This window comes from Actinomadura sp. GTD37 (genome assembly GCF_041951365.1).
GTDB lineage: Bacteria > Actinomycetota > Actinomycetes > Streptosporangiales > Streptosporangiaceae > Spirillospora.
In genome coordinates this window covers 14,150-40,195 of record NZ_JBGNUS010000001.1, presented here as the reverse complement: position 1 = coordinate 40,195, position 26,046 = coordinate 14,150, and the positions used below count along the sequence as shown (strand labels likewise).

Genomic DNA, 26,046 nt, shown 5'->3' with positions numbered 1-26,046 from the left:
CCTGGCCAGACGGCGCCGGCCGTCCGTGACCCGGACGACGGCCGGTGCCGCGGCCCGCGCCGCACCGGCCGGAGCGGCCCGCCGGGTCAGTACTTGATCATGCCGCGGATGTTGTTGCCGTCCCGCATGTCCTGGTAGCCCTTGTTGACCTCGTCGAGGGTGTAGGTGTTGGTGACCAGCTCGTCCAGCTTGAGCTTGCCCTCGTCGTAGAGGCGCAGCAGGCGCGGGATGTCCCGGCGCGGGTTGGCGTTGCCGAAGATGCAGCCGACCAGCTCCTTGCGCTGCATCGCCAGGTCGAACAGGTTGAGCTTGACGTCCTCCTGGGCGACGGGCGCGACGGCGGTGACGACGCCGCGGCCGCCCTTGCCGACCATGCCCATCATCGGGGCGATGAGGTCGCCGGTCGCGACGCCGGTGGTGAGGATGACCTTGTCCGCGTTGGCGCCCCAGGTGAGCTCGGCGAGCTGGGCCGCCGCCTCCTCCATGGACGCGGCGGTGTGGGTCGCGCCGAAGACGGCCGCCTTCTCCCGCTTCCACTCGACCGGGTCGACGGCGAAGATGTGCCGCGCGCCCGACATCGCGGCGCCCTGCACCGCGTTCATGCCGAGGCCGCCGACGCCGATCACCACGACGGTCTCGCCGGGCTGGACGTCGGCGACGTTGACGGCCGCGCCCCACCCGGTGGTGACGCCGCAGCCGACGAGCGCGGCCTTGTCCAGCGGGATCCAGTCGTCGATCTTGATGGCGGACGCCTCGTTGACGACGGTGTAGGGGGAGAAGGTCCCGGTGCAGCACATGATGCCCAGGTCCTTGCCGCTCTTGGAGTGGTGCCGGGCCGTCATGTCGCCGATCTGCTTCCCGGCGAGCAGCACCGCGCCCAGGTCGCAGATGTGCTGGCGGCCCATCGCGCAGGACGGGCAGCGGCCGCACGCGGGGATGAACGACAGGACGACGTGGTCGCCCTCCTGCAGCGTGGTCACGCCCGGACCGACCGCGACCACTTCGCCCGCGCCCTCGTGCCCGCCGATGGTCGGGAACTGCTCCCAGCCCATCAGGGTGGCGATCTCCGGGTCGAGGACCATGTCCCCGGTGACGAGGTGCTCGTCGGAATGGCACAGCCCCGAAGCCGCCAGTTTGACCTTGATCTCACCGGCCTTCGGATCGTCGAGCTCGATGTCCTCGACGCTCCAGTCGGTGTGCGGTTCCCAGAGAATCGCCGCTCGTGTCTGCACTGGTGCCTCCTCGTTGGGACATGGCAGCCGTTGGTGCCTCTTGAATACTAGAACTCGGTTCGGGACACCAGATGCCAGCGCATGTTGATCAAGTTTTCGCGTCCCGCGGAACCCGGTCCCGGCCCTGGCCGGGGCGGAGCCGCTCCAGCGCCGCGGCGGTGAGCGCCGGTGTCGGTGGCGGTCATGGGTCCTTCTCCTTCCGTGGGCGGCGCCGGGTCCTGCTCCGGACGGTCCGCAGCGCGGTGGACGGCTCCAGCGGCAGGCCGACCGGGAGCTGCCAGCCCCGGCGGTGGGCGATCATGCGCAGGACCAGTCCCAGCGGGATCCCGAGGACGATGCCGAGCGTCGGCGCGTCCAGGGACGAGCAGAGGACGAACACGCCCGCCACGGCCACGGCCACGGTCGCGTACAGCGCGTTGCCGCCGAGGACGGCGGGGACGCGGCCGCGCAGCAGGTCGCGGACCGCGCTGCCGCCGACCGCGGTGATGGTGCCCAGCAGCAGCGCGGGCAGCCAGCCGAGCCCGGCGGCGAGGGTCTTCTGCGCGCCGGTCACCGCCCAGAAGCTGATGACGGCCGCGTCCAGCGGCGTGAACAGCCGGTCCCACTGCTCCTCGCTCAGGCTGATCAGGAAGGCGAGGAGGGCGCCGGCGAACGCGGTCGGCAGGTAGGCGGCGTCCGTCAGGGCCACCGGGGTGCCGTGCTGGAGCAGCGTGTCGCGGATGATGCCGCCGCCGAGCCCGGAGATGGTGCCGACCACGAGGTAGCCGAAGAGGTCCAGGCCCTCCGCCCGCGCGACGACGCCGCCCAGCAGCCCGCACGTGAACACGCCCGCCAGGTCGAGGTAGCGGGTGACCGTGGTGATCGTGTCCGGAGACAGCCATTCGGCCACCCCTGCCCTCCCGCCCCCGGGCGAGGTGCGCGCCGCCCGGCCCTGGTGTGCGTCCCCGATCTTCCGCCAGTCCATCATGGCGTGCCCGGAAACGCGCCGGTCAAGGCCGCCGCCCGCACGCGTCCTGGCCCACCGCCTCGTGTGGCGCGGGGTCAGCGTCCCTTGGGCGGCAGCACGCGGAGCAACTCAACGGCGGCGTTCTTCGCCTTGGCGGCGGCGTCCGTCCCCTTGCCGGGCACGCGGTAGGTGACCTGCGTGACGAGCAGGCCGTCGCGCACGACGACGTGGGCCTCCTCGTACCCGGTCCCGTGCCGGACGCTGACGGTGCTCACGTCGCCGATCCCGGCGTGCTCGCCCTCGGCGGAGGGGGCCCGGCTGTAGAAGTCCCGCACCTCGGCGGACTCCTTCTCGGTGGTCAGCGCCCCGGAAGGACGGTAGGCGCTCAAGCTCAACCGGGTGCGCTCGTCGGCGCTGACCCAGTCGCACTGCATCTCTCCGTAGAAGATGGCCTGCGACTGGGGGGCGCGCGGCTCGGGCACCAGCCGTACGACCTCGGGACGCGGGAACCAGATGCACAGGTCGACCAGCGGCGTCCGCTGCGGGACGAGTTCGTCGTCGTCCGATCCGAGGGCCGTCTTGATCGTCAGGAACGGCGCCCACAGGAACGCCGACAGCAGCAGCATGCCCAGGAGCAGGCCGCTCTCGCGTCTGTTCAGCCTCATGCCAGCCCCTCCGTCACGGCGCGCAGGACGTCGCCGGCCTGCCGCTCGGCCTCGCCCGCGGAGCCCGCCCGCCGGCTGTGGAGCGCGACCATCACCAGGTACCCCTTCACGTGCGCTCTTCCTTGAGCGGTGAAGCCCCAGCCGTCCTGCCAGGCCACGGTGTAGGCGTCGCCGTCCCGCAGCAGGTTCGGCGCACGCCCGGCGGCCCGCATCGCCTTCAAGGTCTCCCGGTAGGACCTCTCGGACTCGGAGGGCGTCCGGGAGGCGATGTGGAAGTCGATCCAAGTGCCGCTCTTCCACGTCGGATCGTCGCTCCACCGGCACGCCGCCCGGTTGTCGTAGCCGTGGACGCTCCCCTCCGGCAGCACCCGTGCGGCGACGTCCCGGGGGATCCGGTCGCAGGCGACGGCATCGGCCGGGGACCGCATCCCTCCGGCCGCCGAGGTCATCCACGTCACCAGCCCGACCACGCTGACGGCGGGGAGCGCGACCGCCGTCACCGGCACCCAGCGCCGCAACCGGCGCCAGGGGAGCGGGACCCGGTCGACCGCCGGGAGCGTCCCGCCGCAGGCGGCCAGGTGCAGGCGCTGCATGAGCGCGACCGCCTCGGGCGCCTGCCGGCCGGCGGGGTGCTGGAGGACCATCCGGCCGCCGTCCGTCAGGTGGAGCACGGCGAACGTCCGGCGTCCCCGCTTGCGGACGCCGACGCGCGCGATCGCCGTCCACGGCACGAACATCCGGCGCAACTGGACCGAGAACGCCGTGTGGCAGTGGACGCCGTCCGGGCCCACCACGGTCGGCGGACGCGTCCGCACGGCGATCCCGCCGACCACGTACGGGACGACCGGGGACGCCGACACCAGCACGATCAGGAGGAAGTCCGGCACGAGCAGGGCGTAGGCCACCACGCCTCCGGCCAGCAGCACGGCGGCGACCGCCCACGACCAGCGCTGCGCCGTCCCCGGACCGAACTCGGCACGCTCCGGCCCGGCCACCACTCCGCTCGCATGCATGACCGGCATTATCGGCCTACCGCCGGGGCGTCAGGTCACGAGACCCCGGCGGTAGGCGTAGACGACGGCCTGCACGCGGTCGCGGAGGTCGAGCTTGGTGAGGATGCGCGACACGTAGGTCTTGACGGTCTCCTGGCTGATCACCAGGGTCGCGGCGATCTCGCTGTTGGACAGGCCGTTGGCGATGAGGCGCAGCACCTCCAGCTCGCGCGGCGTCAGCGCGGTGTCGGTCTTCGTCCCCTCGGCGGGCCGGATCCGCGCCGCGAACCGGCCGACGAGCCGCCGCGTCACCTCGGGCGCCAGCAGCGCGGCGCCGGACGCCACGGTGCGGATGCCCTGCAGCAGCTGCGCCGGCGGCGCGTCCTTGAGCAGGAAGCCGCTCGCGCCCGCGCGCAGCGCCTCGTACACGTACTCGTCCAGGTTGAACGTCGTCACGACGAGCACCTTGACGGGGTCGGGCACCCCGGCGCCGGCCAGCAGCCGGGTCGCCTCGATGCCGTCGAGGACGGGCATCCGGACGTCCATCACCACCATGTCCGGCTTCAGCTCGCGGGCGAGGCCGACCGCGGCGCGCCCGTCGCCGCACTCGCCCACCACCGCCAGGTCGGGCTGCGCGTCGATGATCGTCGCGAACCCGGTGCGGATCAGCGCCTGGTCGTCGCAGACCAGCACCCGGACCGGCGCGGTCACGACGGCGTCCCCGCGGGGATGCGCGCCCGCACGACGAAGCCGCCGCCCGTCCGCGGGTCGGCGCTGAACTCGCCGCCGAGGGCGTCCACCCGTTCGCGGAGCCCGGCGAGGCCGCGTCCGCTGCCGCCGGGGGACCCGGCCCGCGAGCCGGAGCCGTCGGTGCACACCTCCACGGTGATCTCTCTTTCGCCATAGCGGACGTCGACGGCGGTGCGGCTGCCGTGCGCGTACTTGAGGGCGTTCGTCAGCGCCTCCTGGACGACCCGGTAGGTCACCAGCTCGGCGCTGCCCGACGACTCCGCCGTCCGGCCCTCCGCGGTGAACCGGACCGGCTGCCCGGCCTGGCGCGTCTGCTCCACGAGCGTGCGGAGGTCGCCCGCGGACGGCGTCCTGGCGTCGGCGTCGTGGTCGGGGTTGAGGAGGTCGAGCAGGTGCCGCAGGTCGCCGATGGCCCGGCGGCCCGTGTCGGTGATGGTGGTCAAGGTCCCGTCCAGGCGATCGGGTGCGGCGGTCAGGTAGCGGGCCGCCTCCGCCTGGACGACCATCGCCGTCACGTGGTGGGTCACGACGTCGTGGAGCTCGCGGGCGATGCGGGTGCGCTCGGTGGTCCGGGTGTCCTCGGCGACGCGGCGGCGGCGCTCGGCCTCGGCGATCCGGGTGGAGCGCAGCCAGCTCCCGATGCCCCAGGCGAGGACCAGCGCCAGGTAGAACAGCAGGTAGCCCCCGGGCCCCTCCGTCGCGCCGAGCCGGTCCAGCGCGACGGCGAACGGCGGGAACGCCGCGGAGAGCAGGACGGCGGCGACCCGCCGGTGGCGTTCCAGGTGCGCGGCCGCGCTCATCAGCGCGATGGGCAGCGCGGGGCCCGCCATCGCGTGGTAGCCGTAGAGCTGGTCGAGGGCGAAGCCGAGCGACACCAGGGCGACGGAAGCGGCCGGCCACCTCCGGCGCGCGGCGAGCGGCAGGCATTCGAGGACGACGACCGCGACGGCCAGTGCGTCGAAGGGGCGGGTCGGCATGCCGTCGAACTGCGTCCCGTGGCCCTGGAACGCCGGCAGGAACGACACGGCGGCCAGCAGCAGCGCGAGCGGGAGGTCCCGGACCGTGACGTCGCACCGCCGCCACAGGTCCGGGACCCGCCCAAAGCTGATCACCGAAAGAGCGTAGCGGTCGCCGCGGGCCGGTCGGCGCGCGGCGCTCGGTCCGCCGCACCACCCAGAAGTACGTCAGGAGCGCCAGCACGGCGCTGACGAGGCCGCCCGCGAGGGTGAGGACCACCGCGCGGTGGACATTCGCCTGTAGCTCGTACGGGGGACGCTGACCGAATCGGGGCAGGATGTGGATAAGTTGACATTGCCACTAAATACTGGCAATGAATTCCCGCCGACCGAGGAGCCACCGTGACCCGATCCGCGCCGAACCCCCTCCCGTCCCGCCGCGCCTTCACCCTCGGCGCCGCCGCACTGCTCGGCGCCGCCGCCGTCCCGGCGCTGCCGGGCGCCGCGCGCGCCGCCGGACCCGGCGGCTGGACGACGCAGCCGATCCCCGGCGCGCAGCAGCCCGACCTCGCGATCAACGCGATCGCCGCACCGGCGCGGCGGAGCGCGTTCGCGGTCGGCGTCGAGAGCGGGCCCGCCGGGCAGGCGCCCGTCGCCCTGCGGTGGGACGGCGGGGCGTGGCAGCGCGTGCCCGTCCCCGCCGGGATGGCGCCGAACCTGGTGGACGTCGCCGCGCGCACGCCCGCGCGCGCCTGGGCGATCGCCCAGTCCACGTCCTCGGCGGGCGCCCCGCTGGTGATGCGCTGGGACGGCCTCGCCTGGCAGGCCGTCGACGCTCCCGTCGGCGAGTGGGTCGCGCTGGACCTCGACGGGTCCGGCCGCCCCTGGATGGTCGGCGGCGAGGTCGACGACCACCTCGGCCCGCTCACCTCGGTCTACCGGCGGGACCAGACGGGGTGGACCCGGCTGCTCCACGAACCGCTCCAGTCCACGTTCACCGCCATCTCGGTGCGGACGGCGTCCGACGTGTGGCTCGGCGGCTACGGAAACCTCCGCCACTTCGACGGGACGACCTGGACCGACCACACCATCAAGGACTCGACGGGGTACCCGCACTGGGTCCTCCAGATCGAGCAGGTCTCCGCCCAGGAGGTCTGGTTCCTCACCGTGTCGACCCACCCGCTGGACATGGCCGCGCGCCTGATGCGCTGGGACGGGACCGGCTTCACCGAGCACCGCCTGCCCGGCCCGTCCAGCGAGGTCGGAACCCGGTCGGCGATCGGCTTCCTCGGCTCGCTCGCCGCGGACGGGCACGGCGGCCTGTGGGTCGGGGACGGCATGTACCGGACGCTGCGCCACTTCGACGGGACGACCTGGACCGTCGCCGACGTCCCGATGCAGGGGTCCAACCAGATCCAGGCGCTCGCGCGCGTCCCGCACGGCCGGACGGTCTGGGCCGGCGGCCGCCTCCCCTACACCCTGCGGTTCGCCTGACGCGGTGACCGGCTCCCCGTCCCTTCGGCTTTAGCGGGGCTTCAGCCGGGGAGCCGAGGATGGCGGCCATCGCCCGGCGGGAGCGCACGAAGGGACGAGCATGGCCGATACGGCTGTCCGCATCATGTCCGTAGGGACGGCTCTGCCCGGGCCACCCGTGAGCAACGCGATGCTGACCAAGGCCCTGGGAATGAGCCCGGTGGTCGAGCAGTGGATTGACGCCTTCATCGGGACCCGGACCCGGCATCTGGCCGTGGACCTGGCGACGGGGCAGGTGAACGAGACGCTGACCGGTCTCGGCGCGGAGGCCGGCGAGCGGGCGCTGGCCGCCGCGGGGATCGGGCCCGGCGACATCGACCTCGTGGTCATGGGCGTGTCGATGCCGGACGCGCTGATGCCCGCGACCGTCAACATGATCGCCGACCGGCTCCGGATCGACGGCGTCCCGACCTACCAGCTCCAGTCGGGCTGCACGGGCGCGATGCAGGCGCTCGACGTGGCCCGGCAGATGCTGCTGGGCGGACGGGCCCGGACGGCGCTGGTGATCGGCGGCGACGTCTGCGCCAAGCACGTCGACCTGACCATCGACTACGCGTCGCTGCCGCCCTCGGAGATGGTCAACACGGTGCTCTTCGGGGACGGCGCGGGCGCGGCGGTGCTGACGACCGTGCCGGGGGCCGGCGCGGTCCGGCTGCACCCCGTCCTCGTGCGGCTGACCGGGCTGGGCGTCCCGCCCGGCCAGACCGTGGAGTGGTTCGGCCTCGGCGACCGGCGCGCGGAGGTGGCGGCCGTGCGGGAGGACTACGCGGCGATCGCGTCCCGGGTGCCGGTCATGGCCGCCGAGACCTTCCGCGAGATCCTCGACGCCCGGGGCTGGGCGCCGCCCGATCTCGGCTTCGTCCTGCCGCCGCAGCTCTCCGTCAAGATGACCCAGAAGATCATGGAGGGCCTGGGCGCGGTCGGCGCGGAGGAGATCAGCTGCGTCGGCGACATCGGCAACACCGGCAACGCGCTGCCGTTCTTCCAGCTCGAACTGCTGCTGCCGCGGATGCGCGGCGGCGACCGGGCGGTGGCGGTGTCGATCGAGTCCAGCAAGTGGATCAAGGCCGGGTTCAGCCTGGAGAAGACGGCATGACGGGCCGCGAGACGCCGATCGCGCCGGTCGCCCGCGAGCGCCGGCACACGCTGCACTTCCTCGACCACGCCCGCACGATGGCGCCGGTGTTCCTGGACACCGAGGTCGACATGACGGCCGTCCGCGAGCACCGGGACCAGGTCCGGGCCGGCGGCGGCCGGCTGTCCTGGGTGACCTACCTGCTGCACGCCGCGGGGCGGGTGCTCGCCGCGCACCCGGAGGCGAACGCCGCGATCACCGGGCGCGTCCGGCCGCGGGTCGCGCGGCCGGGCTTCGTGGACGCCAAGGTCACCCTCGACCGGACCCTGGCCGGGCAGCGGATCGTCCTACCCGCCCTGATCCGCGACGTGGAGGCGGCGACGCTGGAGGAGATCCAGGCGCAGCTCGACCACTACCGCGACGGCGACCCGGCGGTCATGCCCGAGTACGCGCGGATCCGGATGTCGCACCGGATGCCCTGGCCCGTCCGGCGGACGGCGGTCGGCCTGACGATGCGGTCGCTGCGCAAACGGATCGACATGATGGGGACCCTGGCGGTCACGTCCCTCGGCCACAGCGCGGTCGACTCCTTCCACTCGGTCGGCGGCACCACGATCACCCTCGGCGTCGGCCGGGTCGCCGAACGCCCGGTCGCGCGGGCCGGCGAGCTGCGGATCGCGCCGGTGATGCGGCTCAGCCTCGCCTTCGACCACCGGGTCATCGACGGCGCGGAGGCCGCCGACGTCCTCACCGACCTGAAGAACGGGCTGGAGTTCGGCGGCTGGGCGAGCCCGGTGCCGGGCGAGCCCGCGGGGGAGGCGGCGTCCGATGAATGACCTCGCCGAGCTGAAGGAGTTCGTGGGCGCCCACGCGAAGGCGCAGCGGATCGGCCGCTACCAGGAGATCCTCGACCGCGTCCGGACGGACGAGGGCGACGGCGCCGGGACGTGGGCCGGGGAGTGGTCGGCCGCCGCCGAACGCCTCGCGGCGGCCGGGCGTCCGCTGGAGGCCGCCGGGCACTACAACATGGCCCGGTTCCCCTACGTGGACGGCCCGGCCCGGCAGAAGGCGATGGACTCCTGCGTCGGCGCCTTCGAGGAGTGGGCCGCGGGACGCGACCTGCACCGGGTCGACCTCGACCTGCCGGGCGGACGGGTCCGCTGCTGGAGCGCCGGGCTGTCGGACGCCGCGCCCCGCCCGCTCGTCCTCATCTGCGGCGGCATCGTCAGCATCAAGGAGCAGTGGGCGCCCGCCCTCTCGCTCATCGGGCGCCTCGGCATGGCGGGCGTCGTCACCGAGATGCCGGGCGTAGGGGAGAACACGCTCCGCTACGACGCCGGCTCCCACGCGATGTTCCCCGCGATCCTGGACGCCGTGGCCGGGCGCGCCGACGTCGACCGGACCTACGCGCTCGCCCTCAGCTTCAGCGGCCACCTGGCGCTGCGGGCCGCGACCGAGGACCGGCGGATCCGGGGGATCATCACCGGCGGCGCCCCGATCAGCGCGTTCTTCACCGACGCCGCCTGGCAGGCGCAAGTCCCGCGGATCACCATGGACACGATCGCCCACCTGGCGGGGGTGCCGCCCGAGCGGCTGGCCGAGACGCTGCGGCCCTGGGCGCTGGACCCCGCAGCGCTCGCCGCGCTCGACGTCCCGGTGGCCTGCACGGCGAGCCTCCGCGACGAGATCATCCCGGCGGAGGACGTCCGGCTGATGCGGACCCACCTGCGGCGGCTGGACCTGGTCGAGAACGACGACGTGCACGGGTCCCCGCGCTACATCGCGGCCACCCGGGTCTGGGGCGCGCTGTCGGTGCTGCGGATGCACGGCGCCCGCAACCCGCAGCGCCTGGTCCTCGGCACCCTGCTGCGGCTGCTGCGGGCCCGGCAGGCCCTCGCGGGCGGACGGAGCGGCCGATGAGCCGGGTCGTCGTGGTGGGCGCCGGCCCGACCGGGCTCATGCTCGCCGTCGAGCTGCGCCTGGCGGGCGTCGAGACGGTGGTCGTCGAACGGCTGGAGCAGCCGAGCGGCCAGTCGCGGGCGCTGGCGCTCCACGCGCGCTCGGTGGAACTGCTCGCGCAGCGGGGCATCCTCGGCCCCTTCCTGGAGGAGGGGACCAAGGGGGAGCACGTCCACTACGCCGGGGTCCCGCTGGAGATGGCGCGGATCGACGGGCGGCACCGCTACTCCCTGCACATCCACCAATCGCGGGTCGAACGGCTGCTGGAGGACGCGGCGGTGCGGCTCGGGGCCGACGTCCGGCGGGGCCACGAATTGGCGGGGCTCCTCCAGGACGACGACGGCGTCGAGGCGGCCGTCCGCACCTCGTCCGGGACCGTCCGGCTGCGCTGCGACTACCTGGTCGGCTGCGACGGCGGCGGCAGCCTCGTCCGCAAGCTCGCCGGGATCGGGTTCCCCGGCACGGCCTCGGAGCTGTGGGGCATCCTCGGCGACGTCGGCTCGTTCGACGCCTCGGTCGACCTGCGCCGGCCGCTGGCGTACCCGCACGGGATGGTCGGGGTGTCGCCGCTGGGCGACGGGCTGTACCGGGTGATGTGCGTGGAGTCCGGCGCCCCGCCGCCGGGGGACGCCCCCGTCACCGCCGCCGAGCTGCGCGCCACGATCCGCCGGATCACCGGCGCCGACCTGGCGTTCGGCGAGCCGCGCTGGCTGTCGCGGTTCGGGGACGCGACCCGGCAGGCGGACCGCTACCGCTCCGGGCGCGTCCTGCTCGCGGGGGACGCCGCGCACATCCACTTCCCGCTCGGCGCGCAGGGGATGAACCTGGGCATGCAGGACGCCGCCAACCTCGGCTGGAAGCTCGCGGCGGAGATCGGCGGGTGGGCGCCGCCCGGCCTGCTGGACACCTACGAGAGCGAGCGCCGCCCGGTCGGGGCCCGCGTGTGCGCCGACTCCCGCGCGCAGATCGCGCTGACCTTCCCCGCCGAGCGGTCCGCGCCCGCGCGCGACCTGCTGGCGGAACTGCTCCGCTTCGACGACGTGCACCGCCACATGGTCGAGACGGTCGCCGGGGTCGCCACCCGGTACCCCGTCGACGGCGACCCGGAGCTGGGGCGGCGCGTCCCGGACGTCTCCCTCGCGACCCCCGGCGGGGACGTGAACCTCTTCCACCTGCTGCGCCGGGCGCGCGGCGTGCTCCTCGACCTGTCCGACGGCGCCCTGTCGGACGGAGGTACGCCGCCCCTGCCGGACGGCTGGTCCGGCCGCGTGGACGCCGTCACCGCCAAGCCGGTCACCGGCCTGCCGCCCGCCCTGCTCATCAGGCCGGACGGCCATGCGGTCTGGGCCGGCGACGCGGGCCGCCTCCCGGCGGCGCTGCGGTCGTGGTTCGGGGAGCCGGGCCCGCGATGACGTCGGAGGCGGCCGCGATCCCGGCCACCGCTCCGGACGAGCGGCGCCGCTGGTCGATCGTCACGATCCTGTCGGTCTGCGTGCTGACCCCGTTCATGGACGTCACCATGATCAGCGTCGGCCTGGCCGAGATCGCCCGGGACCTGCACGCCGGCCTCGGCGAGCTCCAGTGGGTCATCGTCGCCTACATGGCGACCAGCGCGTGCCTCATGCCCGCGATGTCGGCGGTCGGCGGCCGGTGGGGGCACCGCCGCACCCTGCTGGCCGGGCTCGCCCTGTTCGGCGGCGCGTCCGTCGCGGCGGCGTGGGCGCCCGGCATGGGCGCGCTGATCGCCGCCCGCGTGGTGATGGGCGTGGGCGCGGCGGTCGTGCTGCCGATGCGCGTGGCGATCACCTCCGGGCTGTTCCCGCCCGCCGAGCGGCGGCGCGCGTTCGGGTTCGGCACGGCGATGGTCGCGGTCGCGATGCCGTTCGGCCCGATCCTGGGCGGCGCGCTGCTGGAGGGCTTCTGGTGGGGATCGCTGTTCCTGATCAACGCCGGGCTCGTCGCGGTGGTGCTGCCGCTCATCGTCTGGCTGGTGCCCGAGTCCCGCTCCGCGCACGCCGCGCCCGCCGGCGGCGGGCTGGCCGCCGCGGCGGCGGCCGGGGTCCGCAGCCCGACGTTCGCGTGGGCGCAGCTGACGATCTCGTCGGCGAACCTGGCCTGGACGGGCGCGATGTTCGTCCTGCCGATCTATCTGCAGGTGGTGCTCGGCCTCACCCCCCTGGAGGTCGGGCTGCTGCTGGTCCCGTTCGCCGGGCTGGTCGCCGTGGGGTCGCTCGTCTCCGACCGCCTGTCGGGCCGGCTCGGCCCGCGGCGGGTCGTCGTGCTGGGGCTGCTGCTGCTCGCCGCCGGGATCGGGCTGCTGTCCCGGGTCACCCCGGACACCGGGTACGCGCTGATCGCCGCCGCGATGGCGCTGGGCGGGCTCGGCGGGGGCGTCCCGCAGGCTCCGGCGCTGGCCGCCGCCATGTCGGTGATGCCCCCGGCGGCGGCGGGCGGCGGCGGGCTCATCAACGCGCTGCGGCATCTCGGCGGGGCCGCCGGCGTGCTGGCGGTGGGGCTGATCGTGTCGTCGGTGTACGCGTCCCGCCTGCCGTCGCTGGGGGCGCTGCCGCCGGACTCGGCGGGCGCCGCCCGCGACTCGGTGGTGAACGTCCCGGCGGTGATCGGGGACCCGGCCCTGCGGGACGCGGCGTACACGGCGTTCTCGGACGGGGTCGGCCGCGCCATGCTCTGCGCGGCGCTGCTGCTCGTGGCGGTGGCCGTGCTCGCCGCGGCGCTGCCCGAGCGGCCGCGCCGCGTCGCGGAGGACGCGCGGTGACCGCCCGGGGACGCGTGACGTCCGGACGCGTGCCGTCAGGGAGCGTGCCGTCAGGGGGCGGCGGCCGGGTCCGGGGACAGGGTGCGCAGCGCGGCCCCGAGGAGTTCGCCGCGCTCGGCCGTCGACAGCGTGCCGCCGTTGGCGGTGAGCACCGCGAACGTGCCCTGCTTCGCGACCGTGTAGGCCGCGTGCGCCCGCGCGAGCGCGCCCGCGGACGGGCCGGGCCCGGCCAGCGCCGCGATGATCGTCTCGGTCTGCTCCTGGAAGTGGTGCGCCTGCCGGAGGGCCCGCGCGACGGACGGGTCGTTGCCGAAGACGTTCAGCACGATCTCCGCGTCGGCCGTCATGTCGATCAGCGCGCCGAGGATCTCAGCGGCCGCCGCGCCGGACTCGGCGCGGGCCGCGAGCGCGGCGTACCGGGCGATCGGCTCGGCGAGCAGCTCGCTGAGGATCTCCTCCTTGGACTTGAAGTGGTAGTACAGCGCGGCCTTGCTGGTGCCGAGCTCCTTGGCGATGTCGGCGATCGAGGTGCCGGCGTAGCCCTGCTCGGTGAACAGCTGGCGCGCCACGGTGAAGATGCGGCCCCGCGTCCCGTCGCCGCGCGTCCCGGCGCGCGCTTCGGTCCCTGCCTCGGTCATGGCGTCGTCCCCTCCCAGCCCTGGCGACTTCCCAATCTACTTGACGATCGGTCGGTAAGGTTGGAAGCATGATTCTACCGATCGTTCAGTAATCAGGGAGTGGGAAGCGATGACCAGCGCCCCGAAGGAACAGCGGACGAAACCGTCCCCGCCGGACGCCACGTTCGTCTGGACGTCCCGCCACGTGATCGTGCTGACCGTGCTGTGCCTCGGCCACATCCTCGAGACGATCGACATGACCGTCGTCAACGTGGCGCTGCCCCGCATCAAGTCCGACCTGGCGTTCTCCGAGGGCGACCTGTCCTGGGTGGTCAACGCCTACACCGTGACGTTCGGCGGCTTCCTGCTGCTGTGCGGGCGGGCCGGCGACCTGCTCGGCCGCCGCCGCGTGTTCATCGGCGGACTGGTGCTCTTCACGGTGGCCTCGCTGCTCGCGGGCCTCGCGGGGAACGCCGGGACGCTCGTCGGCGCGCGCGCGTTGCAGGGGCTGGCCGCCGCGTTCATCGGGCCGATGACGCTGGCCATGCTGACCTCGACCTTCCCCGAAGGGCCGCCGCGGAACAAGGCGATCGGGCTCTGGGGGATGCTGAGCGGCGTCAGCGCCGCCGTCGGCCTGCTCGTCGGCGGCGTGTTCGTCGACGGTCCCGGCTGGGAGTGGATCTTCTGGCTGAACATCCCGCTCGGCGTCGTGCTCGTCCTCGCGACGCTGCGCTACCTGGACGCCGACCGCCCGGCGCGCCGCTTCCACCGGTTCGACCTGCCCGGCGCGGTCACCGTCACGGGGGGCATCGGCCTGCTCGCCTACGCGATCGTGCAGACCCACGACCACGGCTGGGGCTCGGGCCGCACGATCGGCCTGTTCGCCGCCGCGCTCGTCCTGATCGGCTACTTCACGGTGCACGAGGCGCGCGTCGCCAAGGAGCCGCTGATGGACCTGTCGCTGCTCAAGATCCGCTCGGTGAGCAGCGCGAACGTCGTGCAGGCGCTGACCAACAGCGGCATGTTCGTCATGTTCTACCTCGCGACGCTCTACCAGCAGAACGTCCTGCACTACTCGCCGATCAAGACCGGCCTGGCCTACGTGCCGATGACGCTGCTGCTGGTCGCGTTCGCCCGGGTCGGGCCGATGCTCATGCCCAAGTTCGGCGTCCGCAACATCGTGTTCGCCGGCGCGATGATCAGCGCGATCGGGCTGCTGCTGTTCAGCCGCGTCTCGCCGGACGGCTCGTTCCTCGTCGACGTCCTGGTGCCGTCGCTGTTCCTCGGCGTGGGCGTGGCGCTCACCTTCATCCCCACCACGGTCGCCGCCGTGTCCGGCGTCCCGAAGACCCAGGCCGGCCTCGTTTCAGGGCTGGTGAACGTGTCCCGGACGGTCGGCGGCGCGCTCGGGCTGGCCGTCGTGTCGACGCTCGCCGCGAACCACAGCGCCGGCCTGCTGAAGTCCGGGGCGGTGAAGGCCGACGCCCTCACCGAGGGATTCCAGCTCGGCTTCCTCATCAGCGCCGGCCTGCTCGCCTTCGCGGGCATCACCGCGCTGGCGCTCTTCCCCAAGCCCGGCGCGAGCGCCGGACCGGGGGCCGCACGCCACTGACCGACAGCAGAAGGAGCAGCGATGACGGAACCGGAACCCACTCCGCCGGCCGCGGGCGGCGGCCCCGCCGCGGCGGAGGACCCGCCCGCCTTCCCGATGCGCCGCTCCGGGTGCCCCTACGATCCGCCGCCGGAGTACGCGGAGCTCCGCGAGCACGCCCCGGTCTCCCGGGCGGCGCTCGCGGACGGACGCCGGGTGTGGCTGATCGCCCGGCACGCCGACGCGGTCGCCGCCCTCAGCGACGCCCGGATCAGCGGCGACCTGCGCAGCCCCGGCTTCCCGCTGCCGGGCGGCGCGGTCGCGCTGCCGCCGGGGGTCCGGCCGTCCTTCGCGCGGATGGACCCGCCCGACCACGCGGTGTTCCGGCGGCTGCTGCTGCCGGACTTCACCGTCCGCAAGGTGCGCGAGCTGCGGCCCCGGATCGAGCGGATCGTCGGCTCCGTGCTGGACGACCTGGCCGGCCGCGGCCGCCCCGCCGACCTGGTCGAGGCGGTCGCGCTGCCGATCCCGTCCCTCGTCGTCTGCGAGCTGCTGGGCATCCCGTACGCCGACCACGAGTTCTTCCAGTCCCTGGCGCTCGTCCTCCTGGACCGTTCGAGCACGCCCGAGCAGCTCAAGGACACCCTGGGGCAGCTCCGCTCGTACATGCACGGCCTCCTGGCGGCCAAGCGGGACGATCCGGGCGACGACATCCTCACCAAGCTCGCGCGGGCGGGCGCCGGAGACGGCGCCGGGCACGAGCTGAGCGACGACGACCTTGCCATCACGGCCCAGACGGTGCTCAGCGCCGGGCACGAGACGACCGCCAACATGATCGCGCTGGGGACGCTCGTCCTGCTGGAGAACCCGGCCGCCCTGGACGACCTGCGCGCCGACCCGGCCCTGTGGCCCGGCGCGGTCGAGGAACTGCTGCGCTACCTCAGCATCAGCGACCTCGTGTCCCCCCGCGCCGCCAGGGAGGACCTGAAGATCGGCGACGCCGCGATCTCCGCGGGCGAGGGGATGTTCGTGCTGACCGGCTCGGCCAACCGCGACCCGGCCGCCTTCACCGACCCCGACGTCCTGGACGTGCGCCGGTCGGCCCGCGGCCATCTCGCCTTCGGGTCGGGGGTCCACCAGTGCCTCGGGCAGAACCTCGCGCGCGCCGAGCTGGAGATCACCTACGAGGCGCTGTTCCGCCGCTTCCCCGGCCTGAGCCTCGCCGTCCCCCTGGAGGACCTCCCGTTCAAGCACCGGGCCGCGCTGTTCGGCCTGAACGCGATGCCGGTCACCTGGTGATGCCGGTGCGGGTCGTGGCGGACCGCCGCGTGTGCGTGGGCGCCGGCCAGTGCGCCCTGTTCGCCCCCGCCCTGTTCACCCAGGACGAGGAAGAGGGGCTGGTGGAGGTACTGAACGAGCTGCCGGTCTCCCGCGCGGACCGCGACGCGGCCGCGTCCGCCGTCCGGTACTGCCCGTCCGGCGCGCTCACGATCGACGAAGGCTGAGCGGCGGCCCGTCCGCCGCGATCGGCACGGCCCGGCTCCCCGCCCTTCCCGATGCCGGGGCGGGGGCCGGGCCGCCGCTATCCGAGCAGGCGGGCCCGCAGGTGGGCGGTCAGGGCCGCTGGCGTCGGCTCCTCGTAGACGGCCGTCGGCTCCACCTGCGCACCGGTCTCCTCGTAGAGGCGGTTGCACAGCTCAAGCGCGGTGAACGAGGAGAACCCGAGTTCGAGGAAACCCGCCTCGGCGTCCACCGCGCCGGGGTCGCTGCCCAGGACGGCGCTCGCGTGGGTGACCACGAGGTCCAGCAGGATGCGCAGCTGCTCTTCCTCGTCCTGGCCCGCGAGTCGCCGCCGCAGCCGTTCGGGGGCCGAGCCGTCCGCCTCCGACGCGGCCGGTTCCCGCCGGGCGTGCGGCAGCGCGGCGAACAGCGAGGACGGGACGGTCGTCCGCGCCGCGAAGGCGTCCCAGTCGACGTCCGCGACCGCGATGGCGGCGTTGCCCGTCCACGGCAGCGACGGGAGGTGGAGGCCGGGCGCCTGCGCGGCGGAGTCTCCGGCGGACGGGCCGTCCGCCCACGCCACCGTCAGCGCGGGCAGGCCGAGCGCGCGCCGGTGGCCGGCGAGCGACTCCGCGAACGCGTGCGCGAGGGCGGCGGCCGGCCGGCCGGGGTCGCCGAGCGCGCCGTCGAGGGACGTGAACACGGCGAAGGCCGAGACGCCCGCCTCGACGCCGAGGTCGTGCAGGGCGAGCAGCGTCCCGGCGGTGTCCGGGCCGGGCTCCGCCGTGTGCACGATCGCCGAGAGCGGCTCGCCGCGCGGCGGGCCGTCCGCGACGGTCACCGCCGCGCCCAGTTCCGCGAGCTCGGCGCGCACGGCCGGGTCGGTGTCGGTGGTGATGACCCGTTCGACCCCGGCGCGGGCCAGCCAGCGGGCCACGGCGCCGGCCGGGCCGTGCACGTAGGCGGTGCCGCCCGGCCGCCACGCGGCGGCGGCGCCGCGCGCGGGGAGCAGGCGGCGGGCGAGGAGACCGCTCGGGCGCAGCGCGAGTTCGCGTTCGCCCGCCGCCCCGGCCGCCGCGAGCGCGGAGACCAGCCGTTCGGCCGTCTTCGCGTCGGGCTCGGGCGGCAGGTCGATCAGGCCGCCCCAGCGCCGTCCCGCCGACCGCGCCAGCACCCGGCCGAGCCCCCACAGCGGGGCGTCCGCGAGGCCGGGCACGGCGTCGGAGTCCCCGGCCGCGACGGCGCCGCGCGTCACCGCCCAGACGGGTGCGGGTATCCCGGCGCCGGCCAGGTCCGCCATGAGACGCTCGACGGCCGCTACGCCGCGCACGTCGTCCGGGGCGCCGGGGCTGAGGGCGAGCAGGGACAGGACGCCGGCGGGCCTGCGTCCGCGCAGCTCGTCCACGGCGGTGATCTCGATGGGGTCGGCGCCGCGCCGGGACAGTTCCGCGACGAGCCGGGGGACGAACCCGGCGGCGTCCGGGGCGGGCGGCACCAGCACGGCCCAGGGGGGCTTCGGCGCCGCGGGCGGCGGCTCGTCCACCGGGACCCAGCCGAAGCGGTGGCGGCTGCGGTCGCGGCGCCGCCACGCGGAGAGCGCCGGGAGCAGCGCGCCGAGGGAGGAGCGCTGCTCGCCGCCGATGTCCAGCGCGGCGGCGAGGGCGTCGACGTCGGCGTCCTCGACGGCGTCCCAGAACCGTGTCTCGGGTGATTCCGCCGGCTCCGGCGTGCCGGCGTCCAGCCAGAACCGCTCCCGCTCGAACGGGTAGGTGGGCGGGACGGCGCGCGGCGCAGGCGGCGGGCCGCCGGTGGCCGGGGCGAGCGCGTCGACGTGCCCGCGGACGTGCAGCCGGGCGAGGGCCGCGTCGACGGCCTGCCCGTCGTCGTGCCGCCGGTCGAGCGTGGTGATCACCACCGGCCGGGCGTCCGGACCCAGGTTGGGCGGGACGAGGGACGCGAGAGTGGGCTGGGGGCCGACCTCCAGGTAGGTGGCGGTGCCGGCCTCGTCGAGCGTCCGGACCATGTCGGCGAACCGCACGGTGTGCCGCAGGTGCCGGGTCCAGTAGCCGGCGTCGATCGTCGTCCCGGCGGCCGGTCCGCCGGTGAGGTTGGTGACGAGCGGGATGCGCGGCGGGTGGTGGGGGATGTCCCGGACGGTCCGGTGGAACCGCTCCAGCAGGTCCGGGGTGAGGTGCGGGGAATGGTAGGCGTGGTCGACGCCCAGCCGCCGCACCCTGGCGCCGTGCGTCGTGGCCACGGCGCTCGCGACCTTCTCCACGTCCGCGGGCTCGCCGGAGACGGTGAGGTCGTTCGGGGTGTTGACGGCGGCGATGTCCACGTCGGGACGGTCGGCGAGGAGCGGCCGGACGTCGTCCGGGGAGGCGTGGACGGCGAACATCGCACCCGGCGGGAGGGACTCCAGCAGATCGGCGCGGGCGATGATGAGCGTGACGGCGTCGTCGAGGGTCAGGATCCCGGCGACGTGCGCGGCGGTGATCTCCCCGAGGCTGTGCCCGGCCAGGTGGTCCGGGGCCAGGCCGCGTGCTTCGAGGACCCGGTACAGCGCGGTCTGGAGGGCGAAGAGGCCCGTCTGCGTGTAGCGGGTGCGTCCGAGGAGCGGATGGTCGTCGGCGAAGACGACGGACTTGAGCGGATGCTCCAGATGCGGGTCGACGCGGTCGCAGACCTCGTCGAAGGCCGCGGCGAACACCGGATCGTCTGCGTGCAGCCGGCGGCCCATGCCGGGACGCTGGCTCCCCTGCCCGGGGAAGAGCACGGCGAGCCCGCCGGTGGTCGCGCGGCCGGTGTGCAGGTGCGGGTGGGACGCGCCCTCGGCCAGCGCCGCCAGCGCGTCGCGGTGGTCGCCCGTGATGACCGCGCGGTGCGCGAAGACCGTCCGCCGTGCCAGGGCGTGGCCGGTGGCCGCGTGCTCGGCCTCGCCCGCGTGCGGGAGGAGCCGGACGGCCTGCCGGCGCAGCGCCTCCGAGGTCTTCGCGGAGATCTGCCAGGGGATCGGCGCGAGGTCCGGCGCGGGCGGCGCCTGCGCCGGCTGCTCGATGATGAGGTGGGCGTTGGTGCCGCTGATGCCGAAGGACGAGACGGCGGCGCGCCGGGGACGGTCGGCGTCCGGCCAGGGCTCGTCTTCCGCGAGCAGGCGGACGGACCCCGCGTCCCATTCGACGTGCGGTGTGGGCTCGTCGAGGTGGAGCGTCTTGGGCAGGCGGCCGTGCTGGAGGGCGAGGATCATCTTGATGACGCCCGCGGCGCCTGCGGCGGCCTGCGTGTGGCCGATGTTGGACTTGATGGAGCCGAGCCAGAGAGGCGTCTCGCGGTCTTGCCCGTAGGTGGCGAGCAGGGCTTGGGCTTCGATGGGGTCGCCGAGGGTGGTTCCGGTGCCGTGGGCTTCGACGGCGTCGATGTCGGCGGGGGTGAGCCGGGCGTTGGCCAGAGCTTGCCGGATGACCTTCTGCTGGGCCGGGCCGTTGGGCGCGGTGAGCCCGTTGCTCGCGCCGTCCTGGTTGATCGCCGACCCCCGGATGACGGCGAGGACGGGATGGCCGTGGCGTTCGGCGTCGGAGAGGCGTTCCAGCAGGAAGAGGCCGGTTCCTTCGGAGAAGGACGTGCCGTCGGCGGCGGCCGCGAACGGTTTGCAGCGTCCGTCGGGGGCGAGGCCGCGCTGCCGGCTGAACTCCACGAACACCTGCGGGGTCGCCATCGTCGTGGCCCCGCCAGCGAGGGCGAGCGTGCATTCGCCGTTGCGGAGCGCTTGGGCGGCCAGGTGCATCGCGACCAGGGAGGACGAGCAGGCGGTGTCGACCGTGACCGCCGGGCCCTCGAACCCGAAGCTGTAGGACACCCGTCCGGTGGCGACGCTCGCGGTCGTCCCCATCGCCAGATGCCCGTCGATCTCGTCCGGTCGATGCTGGAGCCGTGATCCGTAATCGTTGTAGATGACTCCGGCGAAGACGCCGGTCTGGGTACCGCGCAGGGCGGTGGGGTCGATCCCGGCGCGTTCGATGGTCTCCCAGGCGGTTTCGAGGAGGAGGCGTTGCTGGGGGTCGGTGGCGAGGGCTTCGCGGGGGCTCATCCCGAAGAACGCCGGGTCGAAGTGGTCGGCGTCGTAGAGGAATCCGCCGTGCCGGGAGTAGGTCGTCCCGGCGTGGTCGGGATCGGGGTCGTAGATGTCCTCGGTGTTCCAGCCCCGGTCGGCCGGGAAGTCCCCGATCGCGTCGGTGCCGCTGATCAGCAGGTCCCAGAGGTCTTCCGGGGTGCGGACGCCGCCGGGGAAGCGGCAGCCCATGGAGACGATCGCGATCGGCTCGTCCGCCGCCCCGCGCGTCGCCGTCGCGGACGCGGACACGGTGCCGGTGCCGCCGAGGGCCTGGTCGCGCAGGAACGAGACCAGGGCTTCGGGGGTGGGGTGGTCGAAGATGAGGGTGGCGGGCAGGCGCAGTCCGGTGGCGGTGCCGAGGCGGTTGCGCAGTTCGACGGCGGTGAGGGAGTCGAACCCCAGTTCCTTGAACGAGCGGTCGGGGGCGATCGCGTCCGGCTCGTGTCCGAGGACGGTCGACGCGGTGCCGCGGACGAGGTCGAGCAGCAGCCCGGCCTGCTCCTCCGGGCCGAGGTCCGCGAGCCGCGACGCCAGGGCGCCCGGCGTGGCGGACGCGGAGCGCCTGCCGCGGCCGCGGATCAGGCCGCGCAGGATCGCGGGCGGCTGTTCGCTCACCGCGCGGAGGTTGAGCTCCGCCAGCACCTGCGTCGCCTCCGGTGACGCGAGTGCGGCGTCGAAGAGGGCGAGTGCTTGGTCGGCGGGCATGGGGGTGAGGCCGGTGCGGGTCATGCGGGCTTGGTCGGTGGTGGTGAGGGTGCCGGTCATGGTGCTGGTGTCGGCCCAGAGTCCCCAGGCGAGTGAGGTGGCGGGCAGCCCGCTGGCTTGGCGGTGGTGGGCGAGGGCGTCCAGGAAGGTGTTGGCGGCGGCGTAGTTGGCCTGTCCGGGGGAGCCGAGGGTTCCAGCCAGGGAGGAGAACAGGACGAACGCGGTGAGGTCGTGGTCGTGGGTGAGTTCGTGCAGGTTCCAGGCGGCGTCGACCTTGGGTCGCAGGACGGTGTGCAGCCGGTCGGGGGTGAGGTTCGTGAGGGTGGCGTCGTCCAGGACGGCGGCGGAATGGACGACGGCCGTGAGCGACACCCCGGTGAGGAGTTCGGCGAGCGCGTCCCGGTCGGCGGTGTCGCAGGCCGCGATGACGACGTCGGCGCCCAGCTCGGTCAGTTCGGCTTGCAGTTCGGCCGCGCCGGGGGCGCCCGGTCCCTGCCTGCTGGTGAGCAGGAGCTTGCGGGCGCCGTGGCGCGTGACCAGGTGGCGGGCGAGGTGGGCGCCGATGGTGCCCGTGCCGCCGGTGACGAGGACGGTGCCGTCGAGGTCGAGAGACTGGGGCTGGGCGGTGCTGCGGGCGATGCGGGGCGCGGTGAGCTGACCGTCGCGAAGGTGCAGTTCGGGTTCGCCGGTGGCCAGGGCGGCCCGGATGTGCTGCTCGGCCGGCTGCTCGGGCAGATCGACGTGAAGCAGGGCGATGCGGTCGGGATGCTCGCTCTGAGCGGTGCGGACGAGTCCGTGCACGACCGCCTGCCGGAGGGTGTCGTCGGTGAGGACGACCAGGTGGTCTTCTTCCCCGAGGTACTGCTGGAGCTTGAGCAGAGCGTGCTCGGCGGCGATATGCGCGGACTGGACGGTGCCGTCGTCATGGTCGCCGTCCGCGTCCGACCTCAGGTCGATGAGCCGCCACAGATCGGGGACCGGGCCGTTCCCCGCAGGCACCGCGACCCGGTCGACGTGGAACAGTCCGGTGGGGCGCCCGCCCGTGAGGGCGCTGGTCGGCACCGGCCGCACGGCCAGCCGCTCCACGGTGGCCACCGGATCGCCCGAGAGGTCGCTCAGCTCGATCCGGATCTCGTCGCGTCCCTGCGGGGCGACGTGCACGCGCAGGCCGGTGGCCCCGGCGGCGTGCAGGGTGACCCCGCTCCACGAGAACGGCAGCCGGACCTCGCCCGCCCGCTGGTCGCCGGCGTTGGCGGCGAGGACGTGGAGCCCGGCGTCCAGCAGCGCGGGGTGCACGCCGAACCCGGTGGCCTCGGCCTCGTCCGCGTCGAGCTTCACCTCGGCGTAGAGGTCGTCGCCGTGCCGCCATGCCGCCCGCAGGTTCTGGAAGGCCGGACCGTACTCGTAGCCGAGCGCGGCCAGCCGGTCGTAGACCTCGGCGGGCAGCCGGGTCGCCCCCGGGGGCGGCCAGGCGCCGGACGTCTCCGGGACCGGCCCCGGCGCCTCCCCGAGAACGCCGGCCGCGTGCCTCGTCCACGGCTCGTCGCCTTCCGCCGGACGGGAATGGACGGTCACCTGACGGCCGCCGTCCACCAGGGGACCGATCGCGGCCTGGACGGTGACGGCGCCCGCCTCCGGCAGGAACAGCGGAGTTTCGAGGGTCAGTTCCTCGACGCGGTCGCAGCCGAGATGTCGGCCGGCGTGGAGGGCCAGTTCGACGAGGGCCGCGCCCGGCAGCAGGACGGTGCCCGCGACGCCGTGGTCGGCCAGCCACGGGTGGGCCGCGGCCGACAGCCGGCCGGTGAGCACGAGCCCGTCGTCGCCGGCGAGTTCGACGGCCGCGCCGAGCAGCGGGTGGCCGGACGGGCGCAGCCCCGCGGACGCGACGTCCCCCGGAGCGGCGGACGCGGCGGGCCGGCACCGCTCGCGCTGGAACGGGTAGGTGGGCAGGTCGACGCGCCGCGCGTCCGCCCCGCACACGCGAGTCCAGTCGACCGGGAGGCCGCGGACGTGCGCCTCGGCGAGCGACTGCAGCACGCGACGCGGCCCGCCGTCGTCGCGGCGAAGCGTCCCGACCGGGACCGCGTCGGCGCCGTGCGCCTCCGCCGTCGCGAGCACGCTCGTGGTGAGGACGGGGTGGGGGCCGACCTCGATGAAGAAGCGGTGGTGGTCGGTGAGGAGCGCGTCCACGGCGCCCTTGAAGTTCACCGGCCTGCGGGCGTTGCGGAACCAGTACTCCGCGTCCAGTTCGGCATGGTCGAGGCGGCCCGCGGTGACCGTCGAGTAGAACGGCACCTCTCCGGACCGGGGCTCGACGGCGCCGATCAGCGCGAAGAAGCGCTCCCGCAGCGGCTCCAGCTGGGGGGAGTGGGAGGCGACGGTGGCCCGCACGACGCGGGCGCGGATGCCGTCCGCCTCGCATCCGGCGACGAATTCGTGGAGTGCGGCGTCCGGTCCGGCGACGGCGGTCAGGCCGGGGCTGTTGATCCCCGCGATGGACAGCCCGCCGCCGTGCCCGGTGATGCGGGCGGCCACCGCCTCGGCGGGCGCCTCCACCGAGGCGATCGCTCCGTGGCCGACGAGGGTCTCGGCGAAGAATCCGCTGCGCAGGGCGACGAGGCGGGCCGCGTCCTCCAGCGTGAGCGCGCCCGCGACGTACGCGGCGGCGATCTCGCCCTGGCTGTGCCCGATCACCGCCGAGGGCTCGACCCCGTGGGAACGCCACAGCTCGGCCAGCGACACCATGACGGCGAACAGCGCGGGCTGGAGGACCTCGATGCGCTCCATGGACGGCGCGTCCGGGACGCCGCGCAGCACGTCGGTCACGGACCAGCCGGTCCACGTCGCGAGCGCCTTGTCGCACGCGGCGATCGACTCCGCGAAGACCGCGGAGTCGTCGAGCAGGTCACGGCCCATGCCGATCCACTGCGTCCCCTGGCCGGGGAAGACGAACACGGCGCGGGTGCCTTCGGCGCTCTCGCCCGTCACCAGGGCCGGGTGCTGCTCTCCCCGGGCCAGCGCGTCCAGGACCTGCCGGGCGTCGTCCCCGTCCCCTTCGTCGTCGGCGAGCACGACGGCGCGGTGCTCGAAGTCCGTCCGGCTGGTGGCGAGGGAGAAGGCGATGTCGGACGGGCGGAGGCCCGGGTGGTGGTCGAGATGTGTCAGCAGCCGGCGGGCCTGCTCTTGCAGAGCGGCGGGGGTCTTCGCCGACAGCGGCCAGGCGTGCGGCCCCTTCTGCGCGTCGGGTTCGGCTTCGGGTTCGGCCTGCGGCGGCTGTTCGATGATGACGTGGGCGTTGGTGCCGCTGATGCCGAAGGACGACACGGCTGCGCGGCGCGGCCGGTCGGCGCTGGGCCAGGGCCGGGGTTGTGCGAGCAACTGGACGGCGTCGCCGGACCAGTCGACATGGTCCGTGGGACGGTCGACGTGGAGAGTCTTGGGCAACTGGCCGTGCCGCATGGCGAGGATCATCTTGATGACCCCGGCCGCGCCTGCGGCGGCCTGCGTGTGGCCGATGTTGGATTTGATGGAGCCCAGCCAGAGGGGCGATTCCCGGTCTTGCCCGTAGGTGGCGAGCAGGGCTTGGGCTTCGATGGGGTCGCCGAGAGTCGTGCCGGTGCCGTGCGCTTCGACGGCGTCCACGTCGGCCGGGCCGAGCTGAGCATTGGCCAGCGCCTGCCGGATGACCTTCTGCTGGGAGGGACCGTTGGGCGCGGTGAGCCCGTTGCTCGCGCCGTCCTGGTTGACGGCCGACCCCCGGATGACGGCGAGGATCGTGTGGCCGTTGCGTTCGGCGTCGGAGAGGCGTTCCAGCAGGAGGAGCCCGGTTCCTTCGGAGAAGGACGTGCCGTCGGCGGCGGCCGCGAACGGCTTGCAGCGTCCGTCGGGGGCCAGGCCGCGCTGCCGGCTGAACTCGACGAACACCTGCGGGCCCGCGATCACGGTGGACCCTCCGGCCAGGGCCAGCGTGCACTCGCCGTTGCGCAGCGCCTGCGCGGCCAGGTGCATCGCCACGAGCGACGACGAGCACGCGGTGTCGACCGTCACGGCCGGCCCCTCCAGCCCGAGGACGTAGGCGATCCGTCCCGAGGCGACGCTGGTGGCGTTGCCGGTCAGCCGGTAGCCCTCGCTCGCCGCGTCCGTCCGGGAGCCGTACTCGTTGTAGATCACTCCGGCGAAGACGCCGGTCCGGGTGCCGCGCAAAGCGGTGGGGTCGATGCCGGCGCGTTCGACGGTCTCCCACGCGGTTTCGAGGAGGAGGCGCTGCTGCGGGTCGGTCGCCTGCGCCTCGCGGGGGCTCATCCCGAAGAAGACCGGGTCGAAGTCGTCGGCGTCGTAGACGAAGCCGCCACGCCGCACGTACGTCCTCCCCGGACGCTCCGGGTCGGGGTCGTAGATGTCGTCGGTGTTCCAGTCCCGGTCGGCGGGGAACTCGCCAATGGCGTCGGCGCCGTCCGCGAGCAGCCGCCAGAGGTCCTCCGGCGAGGCGACCCCGCCGGGGAGGCGGCAGCCCATCCCGATGACCGCGATGGGCTCCTGCCCGGCCGACCGCAGCTCCGTCAGCTCCTGCTGCGTCCGGTGCAGCTCGGCCGTCACCCACTTCAGGTAGTCGACGACCTTGGCGTCGTTGTCCGTCAT

At 74.4% G+C, this 26,046-nt stretch carries 17 protein-coding genes; 9 read left to right on the top strand and 8 right to left on the bottom strand.

Features of this window, described 5'->3' with window-relative positions:
- Window positions 1–86 precede the first annotated feature (86 nt).
- From ACA511_RS00095 to ACA511_RS00070, 6 genes are all read right to left on the bottom strand, one after another.
- Window positions 87–1,232, bottom strand: coding sequence for an NDMA-dependent alcohol dehydrogenase (locus ACA511_RS00095; RefSeq protein WP_375021912.1), 1,146 nt, complete (start codon window positions 1,230–1,232; stop codon window positions 87–89).
- A gap of 181 nt (window positions 1,233–1,413) precedes the next feature.
- Complete coding sequence (locus ACA511_RS00090) at window positions 1,414–2,121, bottom strand: trimeric intracellular cation channel family protein (protein ID WP_375021911.1); 708 nt, start codon at window positions 2,119–2,121, stop codon at window positions 1,414–1,416.
- Window positions 2,122–2,273: 152 nt separating this feature from the next.
- Window positions 2,274–2,843 carry a hypothetical protein gene (locus tag ACA511_RS00085; RefSeq protein WP_375021910.1) on the bottom strand — a complete coding sequence of 190 codons (570 nt, stop codon included), beginning with the start codon at window positions 2,841–2,843 and terminating at the stop codon, window positions 2,274–2,276.
- Window positions 2,840–3,856, bottom strand: coding sequence for a hypothetical protein (locus ACA511_RS00080; protein ID WP_375021909.1), 1,017 nt, complete (start codon window positions 3,854–3,856; stop codon window positions 2,840–2,842). The genes ACA511_RS00085 and ACA511_RS00080 overlap by 4 nt, the downstream gene beginning before the upstream one ends.
- Before the next feature lie 30 nt (window positions 3,857–3,886).
- A complete protein-coding gene (locus tag ACA511_RS00075; protein WP_375021908.1) occupies window positions 3,887–4,546 on the bottom strand; it encodes a response regulator in 660 nt (219 codons plus the stop codon).
- Entirely contained in the window at window positions 4,543–5,697 is a 1,155-nt protein-coding gene (locus tag ACA511_RS00070; protein ID WP_375021907.1) for a histidine kinase, read from the bottom strand. Before ACA511_RS00070 ends, ACA511_RS00075 begins: the two co-directional genes overlap by 4 nt.
- Before the next feature lie 246 nt (window positions 5,698–5,943).
- On the opposite strand from ACA511_RS00070, the gene ACA511_RS00065 reads away from it, so the two are divergent.
- The 6 genes from ACA511_RS00065 (at window position 5,944) to ACA511_RS00040 (ending at window position 12,884) form a co-directional block, all read left to right on the top strand.
- Entirely contained in the window at window positions 5,944–7,035 is a 1,092-nt protein-coding gene (locus tag ACA511_RS00065) for a hypothetical protein (RefSeq protein WP_375021906.1), read from the top strand.
- A gap of 157 nt (window positions 7,036–7,192) precedes the next feature.
- A complete protein-coding gene (locus ACA511_RS00060; RefSeq protein ID WP_375021905.1) occupies window positions 7,193–8,170 on the top strand; it encodes a 3-oxoacyl-ACP synthase III family protein in 978 nt (325 codons plus the stop codon).
- A complete protein-coding gene (locus tag ACA511_RS00055) occupies window positions 8,167–8,985 on the top strand; it encodes a 2-oxo acid dehydrogenase subunit E2 (protein ID WP_375021904.1) in 819 nt (272 codons plus the stop codon). Before ACA511_RS00060 ends, ACA511_RS00055 begins: the two co-directional genes overlap by 4 nt.
- Window positions 8,978–10,069, top strand: coding sequence for an alpha/beta hydrolase (locus ACA511_RS00050; protein ID WP_375021903.1), 1,092 nt, complete (start codon window positions 8,978–8,980; stop codon window positions 10,067–10,069). Before ACA511_RS00055 ends, ACA511_RS00050 begins: the two co-directional genes overlap by 8 nt.
- On the top strand, window positions 10,066–11,520 hold the full coding sequence (locus tag ACA511_RS00045) for an FAD-dependent monooxygenase (protein ID WP_375021902.1): 1,455 nt from the start codon (window positions 10,066–10,068) through the stop codon (window positions 11,518–11,520). The genes ACA511_RS00050 and ACA511_RS00045 overlap by 4 nt, the downstream gene beginning before the upstream one ends.
- Window positions 11,517–12,884: an MFS transporter gene (locus ACA511_RS00040; RefSeq protein ID WP_375021901.1), complete on the top strand. Its 1,368-nt coding sequence runs from the start codon at window positions 11,517–11,519 to the stop codon at window positions 12,882–12,884. Before ACA511_RS00045 ends, ACA511_RS00040 begins: the two co-directional genes overlap by 4 nt.
- A gap of 50 nt (window positions 12,885–12,934) precedes the next feature.
- On the opposite strand, the gene ACA511_RS00035 is transcribed toward ACA511_RS00040, so the two are convergent.
- On the bottom strand, window positions 12,935–13,522 hold the full coding sequence (locus tag ACA511_RS00035; RefSeq protein ID WP_375021900.1) for a TetR/AcrR family transcriptional regulator: 588 nt from the start codon (window positions 13,520–13,522) through the stop codon (window positions 12,935–12,937).
- A 109-nt stretch (window positions 13,523–13,631) separates the two neighbouring features.
- Here ACA511_RS00035 and ACA511_RS00030 point away from each other — a divergent pair, with 109 nt between their 5' ends.
- From ACA511_RS00030 to ACA511_RS00020, 3 genes are read left to right on the top strand one after another with little or no spacing between them, the layout of a single operon-like run.
- Window positions 13,632–15,113 carry an MFS transporter gene (locus tag ACA511_RS00030; protein ID WP_375021899.1) on the top strand — a complete coding sequence of 494 codons (1,482 nt, stop codon included), beginning with the start codon at window positions 13,632–13,634 and terminating at the stop codon, window positions 15,111–15,113.
- 21 nt (window positions 15,114–15,134) lie between these two features.
- The gene (locus ACA511_RS00025; RefSeq protein WP_375021898.1) at window positions 15,135–16,391 is read left to right on the top strand and encodes a cytochrome P450; all 1,257 of its coding nucleotides are present in this window, start codon (window positions 15,135–15,137) and stop codon (window positions 16,389–16,391) included.
- 5 nt (window positions 16,392–16,396) lie between these two features.
- Window positions 16,397–16,597 (top strand): ferredoxin, encoded by a 201-nt coding sequence (locus ACA511_RS00020; protein WP_375021897.1) that lies wholly within the window; start codon window positions 16,397–16,399, stop codon window positions 16,595–16,597.
- Between the two features lie 77 nt (window positions 16,598–16,674).
- Here the strand turns inward: ACA511_RS00020 and ACA511_RS00015 are convergent, their stop codons facing one another.
- Complete coding sequence (locus ACA511_RS00015) at window positions 16,675–26,046, bottom strand: SDR family NAD(P)-dependent oxidoreductase (RefSeq protein ID WP_375021896.1); 9,372 nt, start codon at window positions 26,044–26,046, stop codon at window positions 16,675–16,677.